The 21756-nt window shown below is 32.0% G+C and carries 10 protein-coding genes and 1 pseudogene; 6 read left to right on the forward strand and 5 right to left on the reverse strand.

Annotated elements, in window-relative coordinates; all coding sequences use genetic code 11:
• Nucleotides 1-22: 22 nt before the first annotated feature.
• The 3 genes and pseudogenes from EGM88_RS04060 to EGM88_RS16150 all read right to left on the reverse strand — a co-directional run.
• Nucleotides 23-3115 carry a TAT-variant-translocated molybdopterin oxidoreductase gene (locus EGM88_RS04060; RefSeq protein WP_123896701.1) on the reverse strand — a complete coding sequence of 1031 codons (3093 nt, stop codon included), beginning with the start codon at nucleotides 3113-3115 and terminating at the stop codon, nucleotides 23-25.
• Nucleotides 3116-3241: 126 nt separating this feature from the next.
• Nucleotides 3242-4432: a c-type cytochrome gene (locus tag EGM88_RS04065; RefSeq protein WP_449374875.1), complete on the reverse strand. Its 1191-nt coding sequence runs from the start codon at nucleotides 4430-4432 to the stop codon at nucleotides 3242-3244.
• Nucleotides 4424-4867: pseudogene (locus EGM88_RS16150) on the reverse strand (c-type cytochrome); the annotation flags it as partial. The gene EGM88_RS04065 and the pseudogene EGM88_RS16150, both read right to left, overlap by 9 nt.
• A gap of 120 nt (nucleotides 4868-4987) precedes the next feature.
• Here EGM88_RS16150 and EGM88_RS04070 point away from each other — a divergent pair.
• Both EGM88_RS04070 and ruvB read left to right on the forward strand, forming a co-directional pair.
• Entirely contained in the window at nucleotides 4988-5398 is a 411-nt protein-coding gene (locus tag EGM88_RS04070; RefSeq protein ID WP_162497540.1) for an SPOR domain-containing protein, read from the forward strand.
• 150 nt (nucleotides 5399-5548) lie between these two features.
• Entirely contained in the window at nucleotides 5549-6571 is a 1023-nt protein-coding gene (gene ruvB, locus EGM88_RS04075; RefSeq protein ID WP_123896703.1) for a Holliday junction branch migration DNA helicase RuvB, read from the forward strand.
• A 445-nt stretch (nucleotides 6572-7016) separates the two neighbouring features.
• On the opposite strand, the gene cls is transcribed toward ruvB, so the two are convergent.
• Both cls and nhaA read right to left on the reverse strand, forming a co-directional pair.
• Entirely contained in the window at nucleotides 7017-8471 is a 1455-nt protein-coding gene (cls, locus tag EGM88_RS04080; RefSeq protein WP_123896704.1) for a cardiolipin synthase, read from the reverse strand.
• A 156-nt stretch (nucleotides 8472-8627) separates the two neighbouring features.
• On the reverse strand, nucleotides 8628-9977 hold the full coding sequence (gene nhaA, locus EGM88_RS04085) for a Na+/H+ antiporter NhaA (protein ID WP_123896705.1): 1350 nt from the start codon (nucleotides 9975-9977) through the stop codon (nucleotides 8628-8630).
• A 459-nt stretch (nucleotides 9978-10436) separates the two neighbouring features.
• Here nhaA and queG point away from each other — a divergent pair, with 459 nt between their 5' ends.
• The 4 genes from queG (at nucleotide 10437) to sov (ending at nucleotide 21739) form a co-directional block, all read left to right on the forward strand.
• Nucleotides 10437-11378, forward strand: a complete 942-nt coding sequence (gene queG / locus EGM88_RS04090) for a tRNA epoxyqueuosine(34) reductase QueG (RefSeq protein WP_123896706.1) — start codon at nucleotides 10437-10439, stop codon at nucleotides 11376-11378.
• Nucleotides 11379-11434: 56 nt separating this feature from the next.
• Entirely contained in the window at nucleotides 11435-13732 is a 2298-nt protein-coding gene (locus EGM88_RS04095) for an NADP-dependent malic enzyme (protein WP_123896707.1), read from the forward strand.
• A 260-nt stretch (nucleotides 13733-13992) separates the two neighbouring features.
• Nucleotides 13993-14574 carry a Holliday junction branch migration protein RuvA gene (ruvA, locus tag EGM88_RS04100; RefSeq protein ID WP_123896708.1) on the forward strand — a complete coding sequence of 194 codons (582 nt, stop codon included), beginning with the start codon at nucleotides 13993-13995 and terminating at the stop codon, nucleotides 14572-14574.
• Between the two features lie 4 nt (nucleotides 14575-14578).
• Nucleotides 14579-21739, forward strand: coding sequence for a T9SS outer membrane translocon Sov/SprA (gene sov / locus EGM88_RS04105; RefSeq protein WP_238988371.1), 7161 nt, complete (start codon nucleotides 14579-14581; stop codon nucleotides 21737-21739).
• Nucleotides 21740-21756: the final 17 nt, after the last annotated feature.

Here is a 21756-nt window from a genome sequence, read left to right on the forward strand (position 1 = left end):
TATATACTATTCTTAATTATTATTATGATTCGTTTGTATTTCTAACATCTAATTGATAAAACACATTAGGTTGTGTACCTACAAAATCCAATAAATGGAACGTTCTATCATCTTCTTTTATATGTGCAACTTTACTCTCCTTATCATTTATATCTCCAAACACCATAGCACCAGTACTACAAGCATTAACACATGCCGTAGAGAATTCTCCATCTTTTACAGGACGTCCTTCTCTTTTTGCTTTTAATATTGTAGCCTGTGTCATTTGAATACACATAGAACATTTTTCCATAACCCCTCTAGATCGTACAACCACATCAGGATTAAGTACCATTCTACCTAGGTCATTATTCATATTGTAATCAAACTCGTTATTATCAAAATATTTAAACCAGTTAAATCTTCGTACTCTATAAGGACAGTTATTTGCACAATAACGTGTTCCTATACAACGGTTATATGCCATTTGGTTTTGACCTTGACGACCATGAGAAGTTGCCGCAACTGGACAAACAGTTTCACAAGGTGCGTGATTACAGTGTTGACACATTACTGGTTGAAAAGTAACATCAGGATTGTCAGAAGGATGTGTTTGTGCATTAAAATATTTTCCTGTTCCGAAAATACCTTCTTCTTTTCCTCTTTCTTCTGTCATATCTGAAGAGTAATATCTATCAATACGCAACCAATGCATATCTCTACTCTTTCTAATTTCATCTTTACCTACTACTGGCACATTGTTTTCTGCGTGACAAGCAACAACACAAGCCGCACAACCTATACACGTTGCCAAATCAATAGAAAGATTAAATTTTGTACCTATGGTATCATCAAATCGTTCCCATAAATCAACCTTTTCTAAAGATACATTTTGATGATCTAACTGGACATGTGGCTCAGGATTCCATTCACTTTTAGGTTTATTGATAAAATCTTCTAACGTAGTTTCTCTAACAATTTCATCTCTACCCATTAAAGTATGTTGTAACTGAATACAAGCAAACTTATGTTCTCCACTAACTTTTTCTAAGGTAACCTCTTGATGGTTTGAAAAATTTTGATATAATGGATATGCATTAACACCTACTTGCAATTCTTTTTGAACTGCATTAGATTTTCTACCATAACCTAAGGCCAAACCAATACTTCCAGGAGCTTGACCTGGTTGAATATAAACAGGTACATTTTTTATTGTAATACCATTAACAGTAACATTAGCTAAATCGCCATTTAATGCTCCGTTAGATACTGTTCTATTTGTAATTCCTTTTGCTTCTGCATCTACCCTAGAGATAGTAACATAATTATCCCAAGAAGTTCTGGTGATAGGATCTGGCAATTCTTGTAACCAAGGATTGTTAGCCATTTCTCCAGTACCTAAACTAACTTTAGTATATAATTCCAATTCTAAATCTGCAGGTTTTATAGACGCAGATAATGCCGATAATGCATTTTTAATAGAAATTGTTTCTGGTTGTACTTGACTTGGAATTTCTTCATCAAATGTGACTGTTTCAACAGCATCTGCAACAACGCCAATAGTACGTACACCATCATGCAATGCACTATTCCAAGAAAGTCCTTTTAAAACATTAGACTTCCAGTAAGATTTTAAATAGTCATAATAAGATTGACTACTACCCATCCATTTCAACAACGTATCTTGAAATTGACGTGTATTAAATAATGGTCTAATGGTTGGTTGTGTTAATCCAAAATGCCCTTTCTTAATTCTGACATCTCCCCAAGATTCTAAATAGTGAGGTATTGCACCAACATACTGAGAAACAGAGGCTGTTTCGTCATCTGCCATAGTAAATGCTATTGACAATTTTACTTTTTTAAGTGCTTCAGTATATTCATCACTGTTAGCTAAAGTATATACTGGATTTGTAAGATAAGTAATTACCCCTCCTACACTACCTGCTTTCATATCTGAAATTAGTTGAGACACCTTAGCATCGCTACCACTTCTAATATATTTTGGAGCAACTGTATTTACAATTTCACTACCAATTGCTTTGTTTATAGCTAATGCTAATAACTGAGCATTTTTATCTTGAATTCCTGTAACAACAACTGCCTTTCTACCTGCTGCTTCTAATTGCTTAATGGTTCGTTTTAATCCCTCGTCAACAGAAGTAGCTTTTGAAGAGCCACCACCAACTAATGCATTATATATATTTAATAATACTTGTTTTTGTTCTGATGGTTTCAACATATAACGCTTATCCGCATTACCACCAGTTAAAGACATATTAGATTCAAATTGAATATGTCTTGACATTTTTCCATTTTTTGGAACTCTACTTTTAGCATAGCTCGCTTCAAAACCTCCACCTTGCCAATCTGCCAAGAAATCTGCTCCTATACTTACAATAACTTCCGCTTTTGAAAAGTCATAATCTGGCAACGCTCTTTCTCCATACAATGTCTCAAATGCATCTAACGCAGCAGAATCAGAAACTGCATCATAAGTAACGTGCTGAACATTACCATAAGAAGCTTTAAAATCAGCAATTAATTTATTTGTACTTGGACTAGCCGTTGTACCTGTAAGAAAAACTATTTTTTCATTATTCGCTTTTAATTCATTTAATTTAGCTGAAGTTTCCTTATCAAAAGTACTCCAGTTTACAGGCTCACCTTTAACTCTAGGATTTTGCAAACGATTATTATCATACAACGACAATACAGAAGCTTGTACTCTAGCATTTGTACCTCCAAGATCTCCTGCTAACTTGTTAGGTTCAATTTTAATAGGGCGGCCTTCACGAACTTTTACTAATACATTTGCGAAGTCTTGTCCATTACCAATTGAAGTAGCATAATAATCAGCAATACCAGGTGTAACTTCCTCTGGTTTTACTACGTAAGGAATAGATTTTACAACCGGACCTTCACAAGCCGCTAATGAGGCCGCTGCTGTTGTAAACCCTACATACTTTAAAAAGTCTCGTCTAGAAGTTGATGAAGATTCTAATGCTTTTTTATCACCAAGAAACTCATCTGTAGGTAAATCTTCAACAAATTCTGATGTTTTTAGCTTTTCAACAATAGAGCTGTTTTCGTTAAGCTCTTCAACACCTCTCCAGTATTTCTTGTTTGACGCCATTATTTTTTTAAGTTATTGGTTATTTAGTTATTGATTTTGAAATTACTTTCCAAATCAATTCTAAATTTTAATTTAATTCTTATACTTTCTAAGCTTTGCACTACTTTAAAACAATTCTTATACAAATTAATAGTGACATTTACCACATTCCATACCTCCCATTTGAGCCACAGTTACTTTCTCTACACCATACTTCTTAGACAACTCTTCATGTATTTTTGCATAATACTCATTATCTTCTACTTTCACCTCAGTCTCTCTATGACAGTTTATACACCAGCCCATTGTTAATGGAGAATGTTGTTCTAACTCTTCCATTTCTTCTACAGGACCATGACAAGTTTGACATTCAACACCTCCAACAGTCACGTGTTGTGAGTGATTAAAATAAGCGAAATCTGGTAAATTATGAATTCTTACCCATTCAATAGGTCTTTGTTCGTATCCAGCAATATACTCATTAGCCTCTTTATCCCATCCGATAGCATCATAAATTTTTTGAATTTCACCATCATAAAAGGCTTTATCTTTTTCATCTGTTACAGGACCATTATATTCTGAAATACCTTTATGACAATTCATACAGACATTTACTGAAGGAATACCTGAAGTTTTACTATGTTTTGCAGAAGAGTGACAATACTGACAATCAATTTTATTATCACCAGCATGTATTTTATGTGAAAAAGCAATTGGCTGAATTGGTTTATAGCCTTGATCATTACCAATACTCATCATCCCCCAATAAGCAAAATAACCAACAGCTAAAAGTATAGCAATTGTAGTTACCAATTTAAGGAATTCATTTTTACTCATAAAGTAAACCCAAAGAGCTCCTAAAACTAATACAAAAACAACAAAATAAGTTGCCCAAGGGATTGGAGTTGTTTTAGCAATATTACTAGCCTCTTCTCCACCAACTTTCTTAGCTTCTAAAATTGAAGAATGCTTAGTGTATAATAAAATTGCATCAATATCATCATCAGACAGTTGTGGAAAAGCCGTCATTGGAGAACCATTATACTCATTAAAAACAGCAATAGCATCCGCATCTCCACTAGCTCTTAAAGCTGCATTATCCTTAATCCAAGCATGCAACCACTCATCAGATCGTCTATCTTGAACATTAGCTAAAGCAGGACCTATAAGTTTAGAATCTAACTTATGACAAGCAGCACAATTAGCATTAAATATTTTTTTACCAGTAACTACCTTTAAAGAATCTATCCCTAAAGAAGCTGCTGTTACAACACCAGCACTTTCTGCTTCTGTTTTCTCTACAGGTTTATCATCGGTATACGCTAGAATATCTATAATGTCTTGATCAGAAAACTGAGGATAAGCCACCATTGGCATTTTATTATACTCCTCGTATATAGCGATGGCATCTTTATCTCCAGATGCTCTTAAAGCTTCGTTATCTCTAATCCAAGCAATTAACCAATCTTGATCTCTCCTTTCTGTAACACCTTTTAGCGGAGGCCCTATTAGCTTCCCTTCTAATTTATGACAAGCCGCACAATTAGCATTAAATAGTTTTTTACCATTGTCTAGATTAGCCTCTTGAGCAAACAGCTGCGACGTAAAAAGTAAAACGAAAGAAAGACTAGATAAAATTAATCTTAAAGTTTTACGGTGTTGATTCACACTTTTCATATTATAAAATATATTATCTTGTATCGTTTTGGCACGACTTTTTCTATTCTTTAAAAATGAAAACACATTCTTTGAAAGATTGGACAAAAATAACATTATTTGAATAGAAGCAAAATCTAAAAATAATGTTAAACATAATTTATAATGATTCTAAATAACAAAGTTAATGTCAAAGCTCATAACAAAGTTTTAAATTTGCAAAAACAAAAAAGTATAATGAAATCATTTTTAAACAGATATAGTATTGCAATCCTCACAACATTCATGTTTTACACATCTTTTATGCTGGGTCAAGAAGAAGGTAATTTAACCATTGAAAGTAGCGAAAGCATAAAAAATATTATAGCAAAAAAGAAAGCCCACAACAAAAACACAGCCAAAGTTGCTGGTTATAGAATTCAAATATTTTTTGGTAGTGAGCAAGGTGCTTATAAAGCTCGTGAAGAATTTAAAACACTTTTTCCTGATACTTTTTTAAAAATAGAAAACTTTCCTCCTGATTGGAAAGTTAGAGTTGGCAATTACAAAACCCGATTAGAAGCAGATAGAGCTTTGATGGAAATTCAAGAATCGTTTACCGGAGCGATTGTACTGGAAGAGTTAATTGATGTTATTAGAGAGGAATAAAAACTATTGTATCAAAAAAGTTTACTATTTTTAGTGTCGCATACAAAAAATGCTTTAACTACTGGATACATTGTAACTTAGCAACACACTAATATTGTATTAGGTACTCTATTTTTAATAAACACTTCAACAAATAACTTATATTGTTAAATGAATAAAAACCTAAATCCATCTGATGAAAATCTTTCAAATGAAGAGTTAGATGTTGAAAGAAAATTACGTCCCTTAGATTTTAACGATTTTACTGGACAAGAACAAGTTCTTGAAAATCTAAAAATATTTGTTGAAGCGGCTAACATGCGTAACGAAGCACTAGACCACACTCTATTTCATGGACCTCCAGGACTAGGAAAAACAACCTTGGCACATATACTATCTAATGAACTAAATGCCAACATTAAAGTAACTTCTGGCCCTGTACTTGATAAACCTGGAGATTTAGCAGGTCTTTTAACTAATTTGAATGAGCGTGATGTATTATTTATAGATGAAATTCATCGACTGAGTCCAATAGTAGAAGAATACCTCTACTCTGCTATGGAAGATTACAAGATTGATATAATGATAGAGTCTGGCCCTAATGCTAGAACTGTACAAATTAATTTAGAACCTTTTACTTTAATCGGTGCTACAACTAGATCAGGATTATTAACCGCACCTATGCGTGCTCGTTTTGGCATAAATAGTCGATTAGAATATTATCAAACCGATTTATTAACCACTATTGTACAACGTAGTGCTACTATTTTAAAAGTTCCAATAACTATGGAAGCGGCTATAGAAATTGCAGGAAGAAGTAGAGGAACTCCAAGAATAGCAAATGCTTTATTGCGTAGGGTTCGTGATTTTGCTCAAATAAAAAGTAATGGGAGAATTGATATTAATATTGCCAAGTTTGCACTTAAAGCTTTAAATGTTGATGCTCATGGTTTGGATGAAATGGATAATAAAATTTTAACAACCATTATTGATAAATTTAAAGGTGGACCAGTTGGAATAACAACACTTGCTACAGCTGTTAGTGAAAGTGCAGAAACCATTGAAGAAGTATACGAACCCTTTTTGATTCAACAAGGTTTTATTATGCGTACACCACGAGGTAGAGAAGTTACTGCTTTAGCATACAAACATTTAGGAAAAATAAAAGGAAATACTCAAGGCGGACTTTTTTAAATAGAAACAACATATTCACTTGTTTCATAAAAGTTCTGAATAAAATTTAAGCACGCCTTTTTTGTTAGTTGTACTAATAAAAGGGTAAAAACCGCTATCAAAATTAGAGACAAAACACCTTGATATCAGATGCTTATCGTAGTATTTTCACAGAAAAACTATAAAAATTTACCTTATACTTCTTATTTTAATTGTTTTTAATGTTATAGCATTACTATCTACAATTGCTCAACTAATAAAATGGCACCAACCTATGGTTATTTATTAGTTTAAAACTACTATTAATTATAGGTTATCAATTTAATAATGTATTAAAAAAATTAAAGCAACCTTTGACTTTGATTGCAACTATTTAAATATATGTGTGACCAACCTGAAAGAATAAGCACATATTCTATTACCACATTACTAATAAATATAATGATGTTAGCTTTATTTAGTAATTCTACAAAAATGGTGACAATAAGCGTACCATTTTTTCCCATAGATGCAAATATTTAGGTCTTTCTAACCAAGATTTAGCATCAATTTTTGTCGATACTTTTAAATCATTTTCAAATGCTTCAATCAATTGTTTTGCTATTTTTCTGCTATAAAGTATTGCATTAACTTCAAAGTTAAGATCAAAACTACGATAATCCATATTTGCAGAACCCACTATGGCTAAATCATCATCAACAACCATTGTTTTAGCATGTACAAACCCCTTATCATATTTATAAATTTGAGCTCCACACTTAATTAACTCAGAATAATATGAACTTGCAGCAGTATTAACCAAATTTGAGTCTGACACACCTGGAACAAGAATTTTAACGTCTAAGCCACTTTGTGCAGCAATAATAAGAGCATCCATCAAACTTTCCCCCGGAATAAAATAAGGGCTAGTAATATAAATTCTTTTTTTGGCAGAACTTATAGCCTCCAATAATGAATAAAGAATTACAGGTTGATCTGAATCAGGACCAGAAGCTACAATTTGAACTATTTCTTTTTCTAAACTATCACTTTCTTTGACTAAAGGAAAATAGATATCATTATATTCTAATTGATTTACACTACAAAAATTCCAATCACAAACAAAAAGATATTGTAAATATGAAGTGGCTTGACCTTTAATCTCTAAATGGGTGTCTCGCCAATATAAATTATCTTTTACTTCTAAGTCATTTCTATATTTATCACTAATATTTATACCACCTACGAAACCAACAGCTCCATCTATAACAATTATTTTTCGGTGATTTCTATAATTTAATCGATTTGCAAAAGCATACCATTTTATTTTATAAAAAGGTGCCGTTTGAACCCCTGAATCTTCTAATCTTTTAATAAAATTTTTACTTAAACCATGACTCCCAAAATCGTCGTATAAAAAACGAACTTCTACTCCTTCCTTAGCTTTTTTAATAAGTATTTCTGCAATAGCTTTACCCGTAAAATCATTTTCATATATGTAATATTCTACATGAATATGAGTTTTAGCTTTGCTTAATGCAGATAACAATTCTGGAAATTTTTCTTCTCCATTAATTAGTATTTTCACCTTGTTATTAGCCGTAGGTGGACTAAACTTAGAGTGATGAATAAATTTAATGAGATTGCGGTAATTATTATTAGTTAACCCCGAATTAAGTATTTTTTCGGAATACGAATCTATGCTCTGTTTAATGAGATTACTAAGGGTTTCGTCTTTTACAATTTTTCTACTGTACATTTTTCGCTTACGATAGTTAATCCCAAAAGAAAAATAAAAGAAAATACCAACAAAAGGAACAAAAACTATAAAGAGAATATATGCTAAAGCTTTTACACTACTTCTAGTATCGTATAACACTCTTAAAATAACCAAAAGCATTATCAAAACATAAGCAACCTGTAATAGTAATGTCCAGTTCATAGATTAAGCTTTCTATTAAAATCAGCAGTAAAAAATACTAAATTTAATGTTAACCTTTAAACTTTTTTCAGATTTCGACCAGGCATTATATATCTATTAATTCTAATAAATAGTTACCTTTTTAGCTACTTACCTTAATGATTATAGCAATAGATACTAGTGTTCTAATTCAGGTTGATTTTCTTCATCTTGCTCTGGAGGATCCATAGCAATGGCATCTTGATCGTCTGTAGCTTTGAATAGTACATAATAACCAAATATTCCACTAATACATGACCCTACAAGGATTCCTATCTTAGAATATTCTAGCAAAGACTCTTCAGAAAATGACAAGTTGGTAATAAACAAAGACATCGTAAAACCGATACCACAGAGTAATGCAACACCGTGAAACACTTTCCAAATAGCTTTATTAATATGCATTTCTTTATAAAAAAACTTTACTATAATCCATATACCTAAAAGCACGCCCAATTGTTTTCCTACAAAAAGTCCTGCAATTACACCCCAAGTAATTGGGATTTGAAAAGCACTTGCCAATACTTGGCTATCAATCATAATACCAGCATTAACAAAAGCAAACAAAGGCATAATAATTAAGTAAACAGGTTTACGAAGTTTTCGTTCCAATCGACGAGCTGGAGATTCCATCTCTAGTTGCGATTTTTCGATAAAGAAATGTGCTTCATCAGCAGTATTTTTTAATGTTTTGTCAGCAGACTTTTTAAATAAGTCAAATATTTTCTTAGTAAATGCTTTTGTCTGTTTTAAATTCCATCTTTGATTAAGTGGCAATGTAAATGCCAAAATTACACCAGCAATAGTAGCATGAATACCTGAAGCCAATACTGCCCACCACAACACAAAACCAATAGTTAAATATGGTGCAAGTTTCATCACTTTTTTATAATTCAAAAATAACAAAACTACTACACATAAGGCCGCAATACCCAACGCCGTCCAAGAAATACTCTCTGTATAGAAAAAAGCAATAATTAAAACAGCAATCAAATCATCTACTACAGCAACGGTAGTGATAAAAACTTTTACCCAAGAAGGCACGCGTGAACCTAAAATTGCAATAATACCAATAACAAAGGCAATATCTGTTGCCATTGGAACAGCCCAACCATGAGTATAATTAGTACCGTAATTAAATGAATAATAAATAATAGCAGGCACTAATGCACCACATACTGCAGCTACAACCGGAAATAAAGCCGATTTTACAGAATTAAGCTGTCCAAATTTTAATTCACTTTTTATCTCTAAACCTACCAGCAAAAAAAACAACACCATTAACCCATCATTAACCCAATGAAAAATGGATTTAGAAATGTTTAATTCAGGAAAACCTATAGTAAATTCTAAATGTAATATGTGATTGTAATATTCTAATAAAGACGTATTAGCAACAATTAATGCTGTAATTGTAGCAATAATTAAAAGTATGCCTGTAGTTGATTCTTTTTCTAAAAAAGTTTTAATACTATGTCTACTTACCAATTGTTATGTGTTTTTAATTTATTAAATGTAATACTGAAAATAAATTTTGTATCTAGTAAAATTAACTATTTTATTGATTTTTTAATAGTTTCTAACCATTTTTTTTGAAAAAAATCTTACTCCTATAACTTTCTGAAAATAACCAGTTTTTCAACATTATCTTTATAAGAATCTGACAATCAATCTAATTTTTACTTAGTTTTTTTCACTATTTACAGCAAATCTAAAGTCTTTAAATATTTATTTTTACATATAAAGAATTAAAACTAATGGCCCGGCCATTTTCTAAATTTTAAAGTTTCTAGATACACTTTTATATTTATAGTTAAATTACAAACACTATTGGCATTTTAACTCAAAAGACAACTATAAACCATAAATAAAACCATAAAAGGAAAAACACATACCATATATAAATACAAAAGAATCTGTACTTTCGCAATACTGACATTACAAGAATTGAATATAAAAAATAAAAATATTGAGCGGTGGGCAACCCTGATAAAAGCCGAATCGAAACGACTCGGTTTTTTATCGTGTGGCATTAGCAAAGCTGAATTTTTAGAAGAGGAAGCTCCACGCTTAGAAAAGTGGTTAAACAAAAATATGCATGGAGAAATGCAATACATGCAAAACCATTTTGACAAACGATTAGATCCTACAAAGTTAGTCGAAGGATCTAAATCTGTGATTTCTCTACTGCTCAATTATTATCCAGAAAAAAAACAAGTTAAAAATTCTTATAAAATTTCTAAGTATGCTTATGGTAAAGATTATCATTTTGTAATTAAAGATAAACTGAAACAGTTACTCTACTTTATTAAAGAAGAAATTGGCGAAGTAAATGGCAGGGTATTTGTAGATTCTGCTCCTGTATTAGACAAAGCTTGGGCTGCAAAAAGTGGATTGGGGTGGATTGGCAAAAACAGCAACCTATTAACTCAACAAGTAGGTTCTTTTTACTTTATAGCAGAATTAATTATTGATCTGGAATTAAAATATGACAATCCAACAACTGACCACTGTGGCACCTGCACAGCATGTATTGACGCCTGCCCAACCCAAGCTATTGTGGAACCTTATGTTGTTGATGGTAGTAAATGCATTTCCTATTTTACTATTGAACTAAAAAATGAAATACCCCCATCTGTTGAAGGTAAATTTGACGATTGGATTTTCGGCTGCGATGTTTGTCAAGATGTTTGTCCATGGAATCGATTTTCAAGACCACACCAAGAGCCCTTATTCAATCCTCATCCTGACTTATTATCTATGACAAAAAAAGAGTGGACAGAACTTACACAAGATGTATTTAGTAAAGTTTTTAAAAAGTCTGCTGTTAAGCGAACTAAATTTTCAGGTTTACAACGCAACATTAGTTTTTTAAATGAAAAGAGTTAAATTTGTACTTCATATCGAGCTCACTTATATAGCTCTTCAAATTAAACAAATCTTTCATGGATAGTCGCAAGAAAAAAAATGAAGCCTTAAAATATCACGCTTCACCAAAACCAGGAAAAATTGAAGTTATTCCAACAAAAAAATACGCCACACAACGTGATTTATCCCTAGCATATTCTCCAGGCGTTGCCGAACCCTGTTTAGCAATAGAAAAAAATCCGAATGACGCTTATAAATATACATCAAAAGGGAATTTAGTTGCCGTAATTTCTAACGGAACAGCTGTTTTAGGACTAGGAAACATTGGTCCTTTAGCTTCAAAGCCTGTAATGGAAGGGAAAGGTTTACTCTTTAAAATTTTTGCAGATATTGATGTATTTGATATTGAAGTAGATACTACAGATGTGGACAAATTTGTAGAAACTGTTAAAGCAATTGCCCCAACGTTTGGAGGAATTAATTTAGAAGATATAAAAGCTCCAGAAGCTTTTGAAATTGAAAGAAGGCTTAAAGAAGAGTTAGATATTCCTGTAATGCACGATGATCAACATGGAACAGCTATTATATCAGCTGCAGCATTAAAAAATGCTATCGAAATTGCAGAAAAAGATATTTCTAAAGTACAAATTGTAGTAAGTGGTGCTGGTGCCGCAGCAATTTCATGTACTAGACTATATATTAAATTAGGAGCAAATCCTAAAAATATAGTGATGTTAGACAGTAAAGGCGTTATTAGAAAAGATATTGAAAATCTAACAAAAGAAAAAGCCGAGTTTGCTACTGACAAAGACATTTACACTCTAGAAGAAGCCATGAACGGAGCTGATGTTTTTATGGGCTTATCTCAACCCAACATACTAACAGCCAACATGATAAAATCAATGGCAAAAAATCCAATTGTTTTTGCAATGGCCAACCCTAATCCTGAAATTGATTACAATTTGGCAATTAAAACACGTAAGGATATTATAATGGCTACAGGTAGGTCTGACCATCCTAATCAAGTTAATAACGTATTAGGTTTTCCTTTTATTTTTAGAGGTGCTTTAGATGTGAGAGCCACAAAAATTAATGAAGAAATGAAAATGGCCGCCGTACATGCGTTAGCTGATTTAGCAAAAACACCTGTACCAGAACAAGTAAATATTGTCTATGATGAAATCAACTTATCATTTGGTAAAGACTATATTATTCCTAAACCTTTTGACCCACGTTTAATTTATGAAATCCCTCCAGCAGTTGCTAAAGCGGCTATGGATAGCGGTGTTGCAAAGGCTCCAATTAAAGATTGGGATAAATACCGTGATGAACTGATGGAAAGATTAAGTACCGGCAGTAAGGTTGTTCGATTGCTTCATAATCGTGCAAAATGCAATCCTAAAAAAGTGGTTTTTGCAGAAGCCGATCATTTAGATGTACTAAAGGCTGCTCAAATAGTTTACGATGAAGGTATCGGTATTCCAATTTTGTTAGGAAGAAAAGAAACTATCTTAGGACTAAAAAAAGAAATTGGTTTTACTGGCGAGGTAGAAATTATAGATCCTAAAACTGATGAAGAAGAAGCAAGAAAAAATAGATTTGCCAAAAGCTATTGGAAAGCTAGAAACAGACAAGGAATAAAATACATAGATGCACAAAAATTAATGCGTGAACGCAACTATTTTTCAGCTATGATGGTGAATGAAGGGGAAGCAGATGCTGTAATTACTGGTTATAGTAGAAACTATGCTAATGTAGTAAAACCAATATTAGAATTAATTGGAATGGCTAAAGGTGTAACTCGAGTAGCTGCAGCTAACTTGATGTTGACAAAAAGAGGACCTATATTTTTAGCTGATACTACATTAAACATGGATCCAAATGCTGAACAGCTTGCAAAAATATCTCAACTCACTGCATCATTAGCCAAAATTTTTCATATCAAGCCAAATATTGCCATGCTTTCTTATTCCAATTTTGGTTCATCTAATCGTAAAAATGCAACTAAAATTGCAGAAGCAATAAAATATATTCATAAAGAATATCCTGATGTAGTTATTGATGGTGAAATTCAAGCTGATTTTGCTTTAAATCCGGAAATGCTAAAAAAAGAATTTCCTTTTTCTAAATTGGTAGACAAAAAGGTGAATGTACTTATTTTTCCAAATTTAGATTCTGCTAACATTACCTATAAATTAATGAAAGAATTATATGATGCAGAATCTATTGGGCCCATTATGTTAGGACTAAAAAAACCTGCTCACATTATTCAATTGGGTGCCAGTGTAGATGAAATGGTAAATATGGCAGCCATTGCGGTTATTGATGCTCAGGAAAATGAAAAACGGAAAAAAAAGAAGAAAAAATTAATATAGAAAGCTATATTAAGTTAATATTTTTGATGAATTATGTGCTATAAATAATTTTCAAAATAGGTAGGTACTACCTAAGACAAAAAATAGATTAAACAAAAAAAGATTATTTACCAAATTCAACATACTTATCTCTTGAATTATCATATATAGTACATAATATTCACAGCAACAATAAGAAATTTATAATTTTAAATTTTAGCTAATCAGATTTTAATAACTACATTTACAGATTAATTGATAACTCTAATTCGTCAACCTAAATGATTACGCATATCAATGGAAAATTAGTAGAAAAAAATCCCACATATGTTATTATTGAATGTAATGGCATTGGTTATTTTCTTCACATTTCCTTAAATACTTATTCTAAAATTGGAGATTCCGAAGCCTTAAAATTATACACCTACCTCAATATAAAAGAAGATTCTCATACTCTTTTTGGTTTTGCCGATAAAGTAGAACGAGAGATTTTCAAATTGTTAATCTCAGTTTCTGGTGTGGGACCTAGCATTGGACGTACCATGTTATCTTCAATGACCCCAGAACAAATACAACATGCCATTGCTTCAGAAGACGTTGCTACCATACAATCTGTAAAAGGAATTGGAGCTAAAACGGCTCAACGAGTCATTATAGATTTACGTGATAAAATTGTTAAAACTTACGAAATTTCAGAAGATTTTTCATCTAACAACAATACAATTAAAGATGAAGCGTTATCTGCTTTAGAAGTACTTGGGTTTTCGCGTAAACAAGTGGAGAAATTAGTACAAAAAATAATTCAAGAAGCCCCTGATACTACTCTTGAAAACATCATCAAGCAAGCATTAAAAAACTTGTAAAACATTGAATAAGAGCTTAAAAAAGACATATAGTCTATTTTTATTAGTACTGTTTTTTGCATCAACCTACATTTTTGCTCAAACACCCCCCTCTGCTCCAAACTCAAAAGACACAACAAAGGTAACTAACACTAAATCAACTATTAAAGTTACTGACACATTAAAAAAGGATACTTTACCCGATTTACCTTATCGCTTCAAACAAGATCAAAAAGGAAGCCTTTTCCTTGATAGCCTGTCAGAATATGAAATTGTATATGATGCAGCCTCAAAACAATACATTTTTGCAAAAAAAGTTGGAGACTATTATGTAAAACATCCATCTTACATGACAGAAGAAGAGTATAAAGAGTACCGCTTAAATAAAGATATGCTCGATTACTTTAAAGAAAAAGTAAATGCCGTAAGTGGAAGAAATAAAGATAGTGAAGCTCAAAGAAATTTACTACCAAAATATTACGTAAAATCAGGTCTTTTTGAAAATATTTTTGGTGGAAACACTATTGAAGTAAATCCTAGTGGATATGTTGGTATTAAAATGGGAGTTTTATATCAAAAAGTTGAAAATCCACAATTATCAGAGCGTAATCGTCAAAGTACTACTTTTGATTTTGATCAAGAAATTGGTGCTAGTTTAAATGCTAAAGTTGGTAATAGACTTCGAGTAAATGCAAATTTTGATACTCAAGCAAATTTCACATTCCAAAATCAGATAAAATTAGACTATACACCTACCGAAGATGATATCATCCAAAAAATTGAAGTTGGTAATGTTAGTATGCCTGTTCAAAATTCTTTAATAAGTGGTGCCCAAAACCTTTTCGGATTTAAAACACAATTACAATTTGGTAAAACCACCGTAACAGGGGTTTTCTCACAACAAAAATCACAAACAACGTCTGTTGCTGCCGAAGGTGGAGCCACTATTACAGAGTTTGAAATCAGTGCAAGTGATTATGATGATAATAGGCACTTCTTTTTATCTCAACGTTTTAGAGATGATTTTAATAGTGCCATGGCTAAGTTTCCTTTAATCAGTAGCTCAAAACAAGTTACACAAATTGAAGTTTGGGTTACCAATACAAATAGCGAAACTGAAGATGTTAGAAATATAGTAGCATTAGCCGATTTAGGAGAAAATGATCCAACAAACATTTACTCTACTTTGGTAAATCCTATTGCAGGCCAAAAAGATCCTTCTAATGCTGCAAATAGTTTATATAATTTTTTAACTGCATCAGGTGGTATTAGAGATATTTCTACAGTAAGTTCAACCTTAGCAGGATATCAACAAGGAACTGATTATACTATTTTAGAAAATGCTAGAAAATTAGTACTAGGAATTGATTTTACATTAGACGCTCAATTAGGATACATTACCTTAAATAGAAGATTAGCCGATAGTGAAATTTTAGCAGTTGCTTTTGAATATACCGATAGTAGCGTACCTGGTAACAACGTTTTTCGTGTAGGAGAACTTTCTACAGACGGGGTTACGGCTCCCTCCAATTTAGTGGTAAAATTACTACGTAGTGAAATTGTAAATACCACAATACCAATGTGGGATTTGATGATGAAAAATGTTTATGCTTTACCAGGGGCATATCAATTACAACCAGATGGTTTTAGATTAGAGTTAATGTATCAAGATGATGAAGAAGGAGTTCCATTAAATATGTTGCAACATGCAACAACTTCTGGTGTTAGTGATAAAACCTTGTTAAATTTAATACGTCTTGACCGCTTAGATCAGTCAAACGACCCTGTAACCGATGGTGATGGTTTATTTGATTATGTTGAAAATATTACCATTAATTCTACAGAAGGGTATGTAATATTTCCTACAGTTGAACCTTTTGGAAATAGTAATACATCAAACCCAACCGAACTTGGAGAACTTGGAGAAATACTTACAGATGCTGCTGATGACAAGTATGTATTTACTGAGTTATACGACAGAACAAAATCACAAGCTCAAAACGATTTTCAATACAAAGATAAATATGTTATAAAAGGATATTTTAAAACAGAAAGTGATACAGGAATTCCATTAGGAGCTTTTAATGTTACAAAAGGTTCTGTAAAAGTAACTTCAGGAGGTAGAGAACTGGTAGAAGGTGTTGACTATGTTGTCGATTACTCTATTGGTACTGTACAAATTATTAATCCAAATTTAACAGCTTCTAATGCTCCAATTGATGTATCTATCGAAAACAATAATGGTTTTAATCAACAACAACGTACTTATTTAGGTGTTGATATACAACACGTATTTTCAGATAACTTTACCATTGGTGGTTCTATTATAAATATGAGAGAAAAACCTTATGGCAAAATGCAATTTGGTTCAGAATCTGTAAACAATACTCTAGCAGGGTTTAACTTAAGTTACCAAACAGAAGTTCCAAAATTTACTAAATGGGTAAATAAATTACCTAATATTGATACCGACGTTGCTTCTAATTTTTCTATTCGTGCAGATGCCGCTTATTTAATGCCTGGAACAGCTAAAAATACCAACGGTGGTATTAGTGGCGAAAATGCTTCATATATAGATGATTTTGAAGGATCACAAATTCCATTAGATATTAGTTCATACAGACAATGGTTTTTGGCTAGTGTACCACAAAATCAAAACAATCCTGATTTACAATTTTTTAACGATTCTGATCCCGATTTACTAAAATATGGTAAAAAAAGATCTCAATTGGCCTGGTATACCATTGACAGATTGTTCTACGGAAACTCTTTAAAACCTGATAACATTGATGATGCTGAACTGTCAAGAGCTGAAGTTCGACAAGTAAACTATAATGAGTTATTTCCTGAGTTAGATTTAGATATTACACAATCTAATATTGTAAATACCTTTGATTTAGCTTACGCTCCTCAAGAACGAGGATCTTATAATTTTGACACTGAAAATGTAGTCAATAATAAATTTACTGATCCAGAAAAACGTTGGGCTGGTATTATGCGTTCTCTAAATACTACAGACTTTCAACAAGCTAATGTTGAATATATACAGTTTTGGTTAATGGATCCTTATGAAAATTATTCTATTACTCCTGAAGAAGGTGCTCCTGAAGTAATAAACCCAAATGATTTTGGTGGTGAATTGTATTTTAATTTAGGAAATATTTCTGAAGATATCTTAAATGACGGTCGCCGCATGTACGAAAATGGTTTACCAGCAGATGGTGTTAAAATTCCAAAACCTGACATTGGTGCTAATATAGATCAAACAGCATGGTCTGACATTCCTACCAAACAAGCATTAGTGTATGCCTTTACAGAAGAAGATGATGAAAGACCTAATCAAGATTTAGGTTTAGACGGGCTAAAAGATGAAGAAGAAGCTGAAAGGTTTGGCACACAATTTGGCCCTGACCCCGCTAATGACAATTATAGCTTTTTTAGAGGCAGTCACTTAGATGAGGCTGACGCATCTATTTTAACACGTTATAAAAATTATAATAAAACTCAAGGCAACTCGCCTACTATTAATAACTCTACCGAATCTTATCCAACGGCAGCTACTTCATTTCCAGATACTGAAGACATCAATAAAGACCAGACAATGAGCACAGTAGAAGCTTATTTTCAATATAAAGTAGATATAGATCCTAACAAATTTGTAGTAGGTCAAAATAATATTGTAGATGAAAAAATTGTAACTGTTAATTTACCAAATGGCACGCAACAACAAACCAAATGGTATCAATTTAGAATTCCTATCAACTCTCCTGACGAAACTATAGGTCAAATTTCAGATTTTAATTCTATTCGTTTTATGAGAATGTTCTTAACAAAATTTAAAATACCCGTGGTATTACGTTTTGGAGAATTAGAATTGGTTCGTGGAGACTGGAGAAGATATACAAAAACATTAGATGATGCTATAGACCCGCCTCAAGAATTAACAGAAGCAGAAAATAGAAATTTTGAGGTAGGGGTTGTCAATATACAAGATAATGAAAGAAAAAACCCAATCCCTTATGTATTACCTCCAGGTTTAGAACGTGAGCGGTTACAAGGCACAACTACTTTACAAGAACAAAACGAACAATCGTTATTGATAAGGGTAAACGACTTGCCTCCCGGAGAAACAAGAGCTGTCTACAAAAACACTCAGTTTGACATGCGTATGTTTAACACTTTAAAAATGTTTGTTCATGCCGAAGCTATAGCTGGTCAAGGAAGTTTAAATGATGATGATATTGTTGCCATTATTAGAATGGGAAGTGACACTGATGATAATTTTTATCAATATGAAGTACCTTTAAAAGTTACTCCTTTTGGAGCTAGTTTTGATGATGAAATTTGGCCTGAAGAAAATAATATAGCTGCCAACCTAAAAGCTTTTGGTGATCTAAAAATAGAACGCGTGTCTTCTTCTGTATCTACTACCGAATTATATCCTAGCGAAACTGCAGAACCTGATGCGAATTTACGCATGAAAGGAAATCCTAATTTAGGAAATATAAAAACCATAATGATTGGCTTAAAAAATAGATCTAATATGTCTAAAAGTGCTGAATTATGGTTTAATGAATTACGTGTAACAGATTATGATAATGAAGGAGGCTGGGCGGCTGTTGTAAATGCCGATGCCAATTTTGCAGATTTTGCAGATATTTCAATTTCAGGTAGAGCCAACTCGCAAGGTTTTGGTTCTTTAGAACAAACTGTAAATGAAAGAAGCCAAGAAGACGTAAAACAATATGATGTTATTAGTAATGTAAATGTAGGTCAACTATTACCTAAATCTGCTGGAATTAAAATTCCATTAAACGTAAGTTTTGGAGAAGAATTTGCTGACCCTAAATGGAACCAGAAATATCAAGATGTTCGTTTTAGTAAAAATGATGCTGAAGCAGAAAGTTCTAGAGATTATACAAAACGTAGAAGTTTAAATCTTATTAATGTAAGAAAAGAACGTACCAACCAAGAGAAAAAACAACGTTTCTACGATATTGAAAATCTATCTGTTTCATATGCTTATAGCGATACCTATCATAAAGATTATGTGGTAGAAAAATATCTAGACCAAAATGTTAGAGCTTCTGCAACCTATAATTACGGATTTAAACCTATAGAGTTTCAACCTCTTAAAAACTCACAATTTTTAGAAAAAAATAGCCTCTTTAGATTTGTAAAAGATTTTAATTTAAATCCACTTCCTACATCAATTTCAGTAAATTCTAACATTATAAGAAGTTATAATGAACAAGCTTCTCGAGCTTTGGTTTCTGGATTTGATCCGGTAAAATTTACACAAAGACGCTATTTGTTTGATTGGAATTATAATATAGGTTACGAACTTACCAAATCATTACAACTAACTTTTAGTGCAGCTAATAGTTATATTAACGACGAAAAAGATGACAACAACGAAGTTATTGCAGATCAACTATTTGATAATTTCTTTAGTGTAGGTAGACCTAATCAATACCATCAAACTTTAGATGGAACTTACAAACTTCCGATTAATAAAATTTCTTGGTTTGATTTTATAAATGGAACTTATAGCTATACAGCTGATTTTGACTGGCAAGCTTCTGCACAAGAATATGTTGAAGAGATTGGAAACACCATACAAAATGCCAATACACATACATTTTCTGCAGATTTAGATATGACCAAACTTTACAAACGAACTGGTCTTTTAGATTTAGCAAAGAAAAAAATCAAAAAATCTAAAAACACTAAAAAACGAGATTCAACGTCAAAAACCATAGCTGCCCCAAGAACTAGAAGAATAATTGAAAGTAAAAACAAAACAGGGGGACAAAAAATACTACAAGGTGTTGTTGATGTGGTTTCTTCGGTTAAAAAAATCAAAATTGCTTATACAGAACAAAATGGTACTGTTTTACCAGGTTACAAACCAGAGGTGGGTTTCTTAGGTAGAGACAACTATAGTGGTAGCCTTGCTCCTACATTGGGCTTTGTTTTTGGTAGCCAAAAAGACATTAGAAGTTTAGCAGCAGCCAATGCCTGGCTTGTTTCTAGAGATACATCTACAATCGGTGGAAATACCGCTGATGCTTATTATAGTAAAACCTTTGCCACTACTCATTTAAGTAAGTTAGACATTAACGCAGACCTTAGACCATTTAAAGATTTAAATATTGAATTATCTGCAAATAAAATATTTACAAAAAACAAATCACAACAACTTGATGTCATCAATGGAGCCCTGACAGATCAACCTTTTAACGAAACTGGTAATTTTAGCATCAGTCATTTTATGTTAGGTAAAGCATTTGATGGTAATGGAGATGCTACCTTTGAAGAATTTAAAGCAAATAGAGATATTATAAGACAACGTTTAGCTGATAAATATAGCAATGAAGGTGCAATACTTAACGGTTTTGGTGAAAACAGCCAACAAGTACTAATTCCTGCTTTTTTAGCAACATATTCTGGTAGAGATGCTAAAAAAGTAAAATTAAGTGCTTTTAGAGATATTCCAATACCTAATTGGAGATTAACCTACAAAGGTTTTATGAAATTTGATTGGTTTAAAAAACACTTTAGAAGTTTTATTATAGAACATCAATATAACTCAACGTATTCTGTAATTGGGTTTAATAACAATCTTTTATACAACGACAATACTAAGTTTACAGATTTAGATGACAATGAAAGTTACAGACCTAGTAAAATATTTTCAGGGGTTAATTTAGTAGAAGATTTTAATCCATTAATTAAGGTAGATATGCGAATGAAAAATTCATTATCTGTACGTGCTGAACTTAACCAAGATAAAACCTTAAATTTAAATGTAAGTAACAATACAATTACAGAAGTTAGAGGTAAAGAATATGTTTTAGGTTTAGGTTATCGCTTTAAAGATGTTAGATTAAAACTTAGAACTGGCAATTCAATTACAAGCTTTAAAGGTGACGTTAATTTAACAGGAGACATAAGTATTAGAAATAATTCTACTACCATTCGTTCAATTGATGTTTTAAACAATCAAGTAACTGGCGGACAACGTTTATTAGCTTTTAAATTTAAGGCAGATTACCAATTAAATAAAAATTTATTGGCTTCATTTTATTACGATCAAAACAGCTCTCGTTTCCTAATTTCAACTACATATCCAAGAAAATCTATTAGTGCTGGTATAAGCATTAGATATACTATTGGAAACTAAACAGATCAAACTATAGT

The organism is Aureibaculum marinum, from assembly GCF_003813905.1.
Classification (GTDB): Bacteria; Bacteroidota; Bacteroidia; order Flavobacteriales; family Flavobacteriaceae; genus Aureibaculum; species Aureibaculum marinum.

Coding starts and splice junctions, on each gene's coding strand:
- EGM88_RS04060 (WP_123896701.1), bottom strand. CDS start 3,115: ATGGCGTCAAACAAGAAATACTGGAGAGGTGTTGAAGAGCTTAACGAA.
- EGM88_RS04070 (WP_162497540.1), top strand. CDS start 4,988: ATGAAATCATTTTTAAACAGATATAGTATTGCAATCCTCACAACATTC.
- ruvB (WP_123896703.1), top strand. CDS start 5,549: ATGAATAAAAACCTAAATCCATCTGATGAAAATCTTTCAAATGAAGAG.
- cls (WP_123896704.1), bottom strand. CDS start 8,471: ATGAACTGGACATTACTATTACAGGTTGCTTATGTTTTGATAATGCTT.
- EGM88_RS04095 (WP_123896707.1), top strand. CDS start 11,435: ATGGATAGTCGCAAGAAAAAAAATGAAGCCTTAAAATATCACGCTTCA.
- ruvA (WP_123896708.1), top strand. CDS start 13,993: ATGATTACGCATATCAATGGAAAATTAGTAGAAAAAAATCCCACATAT.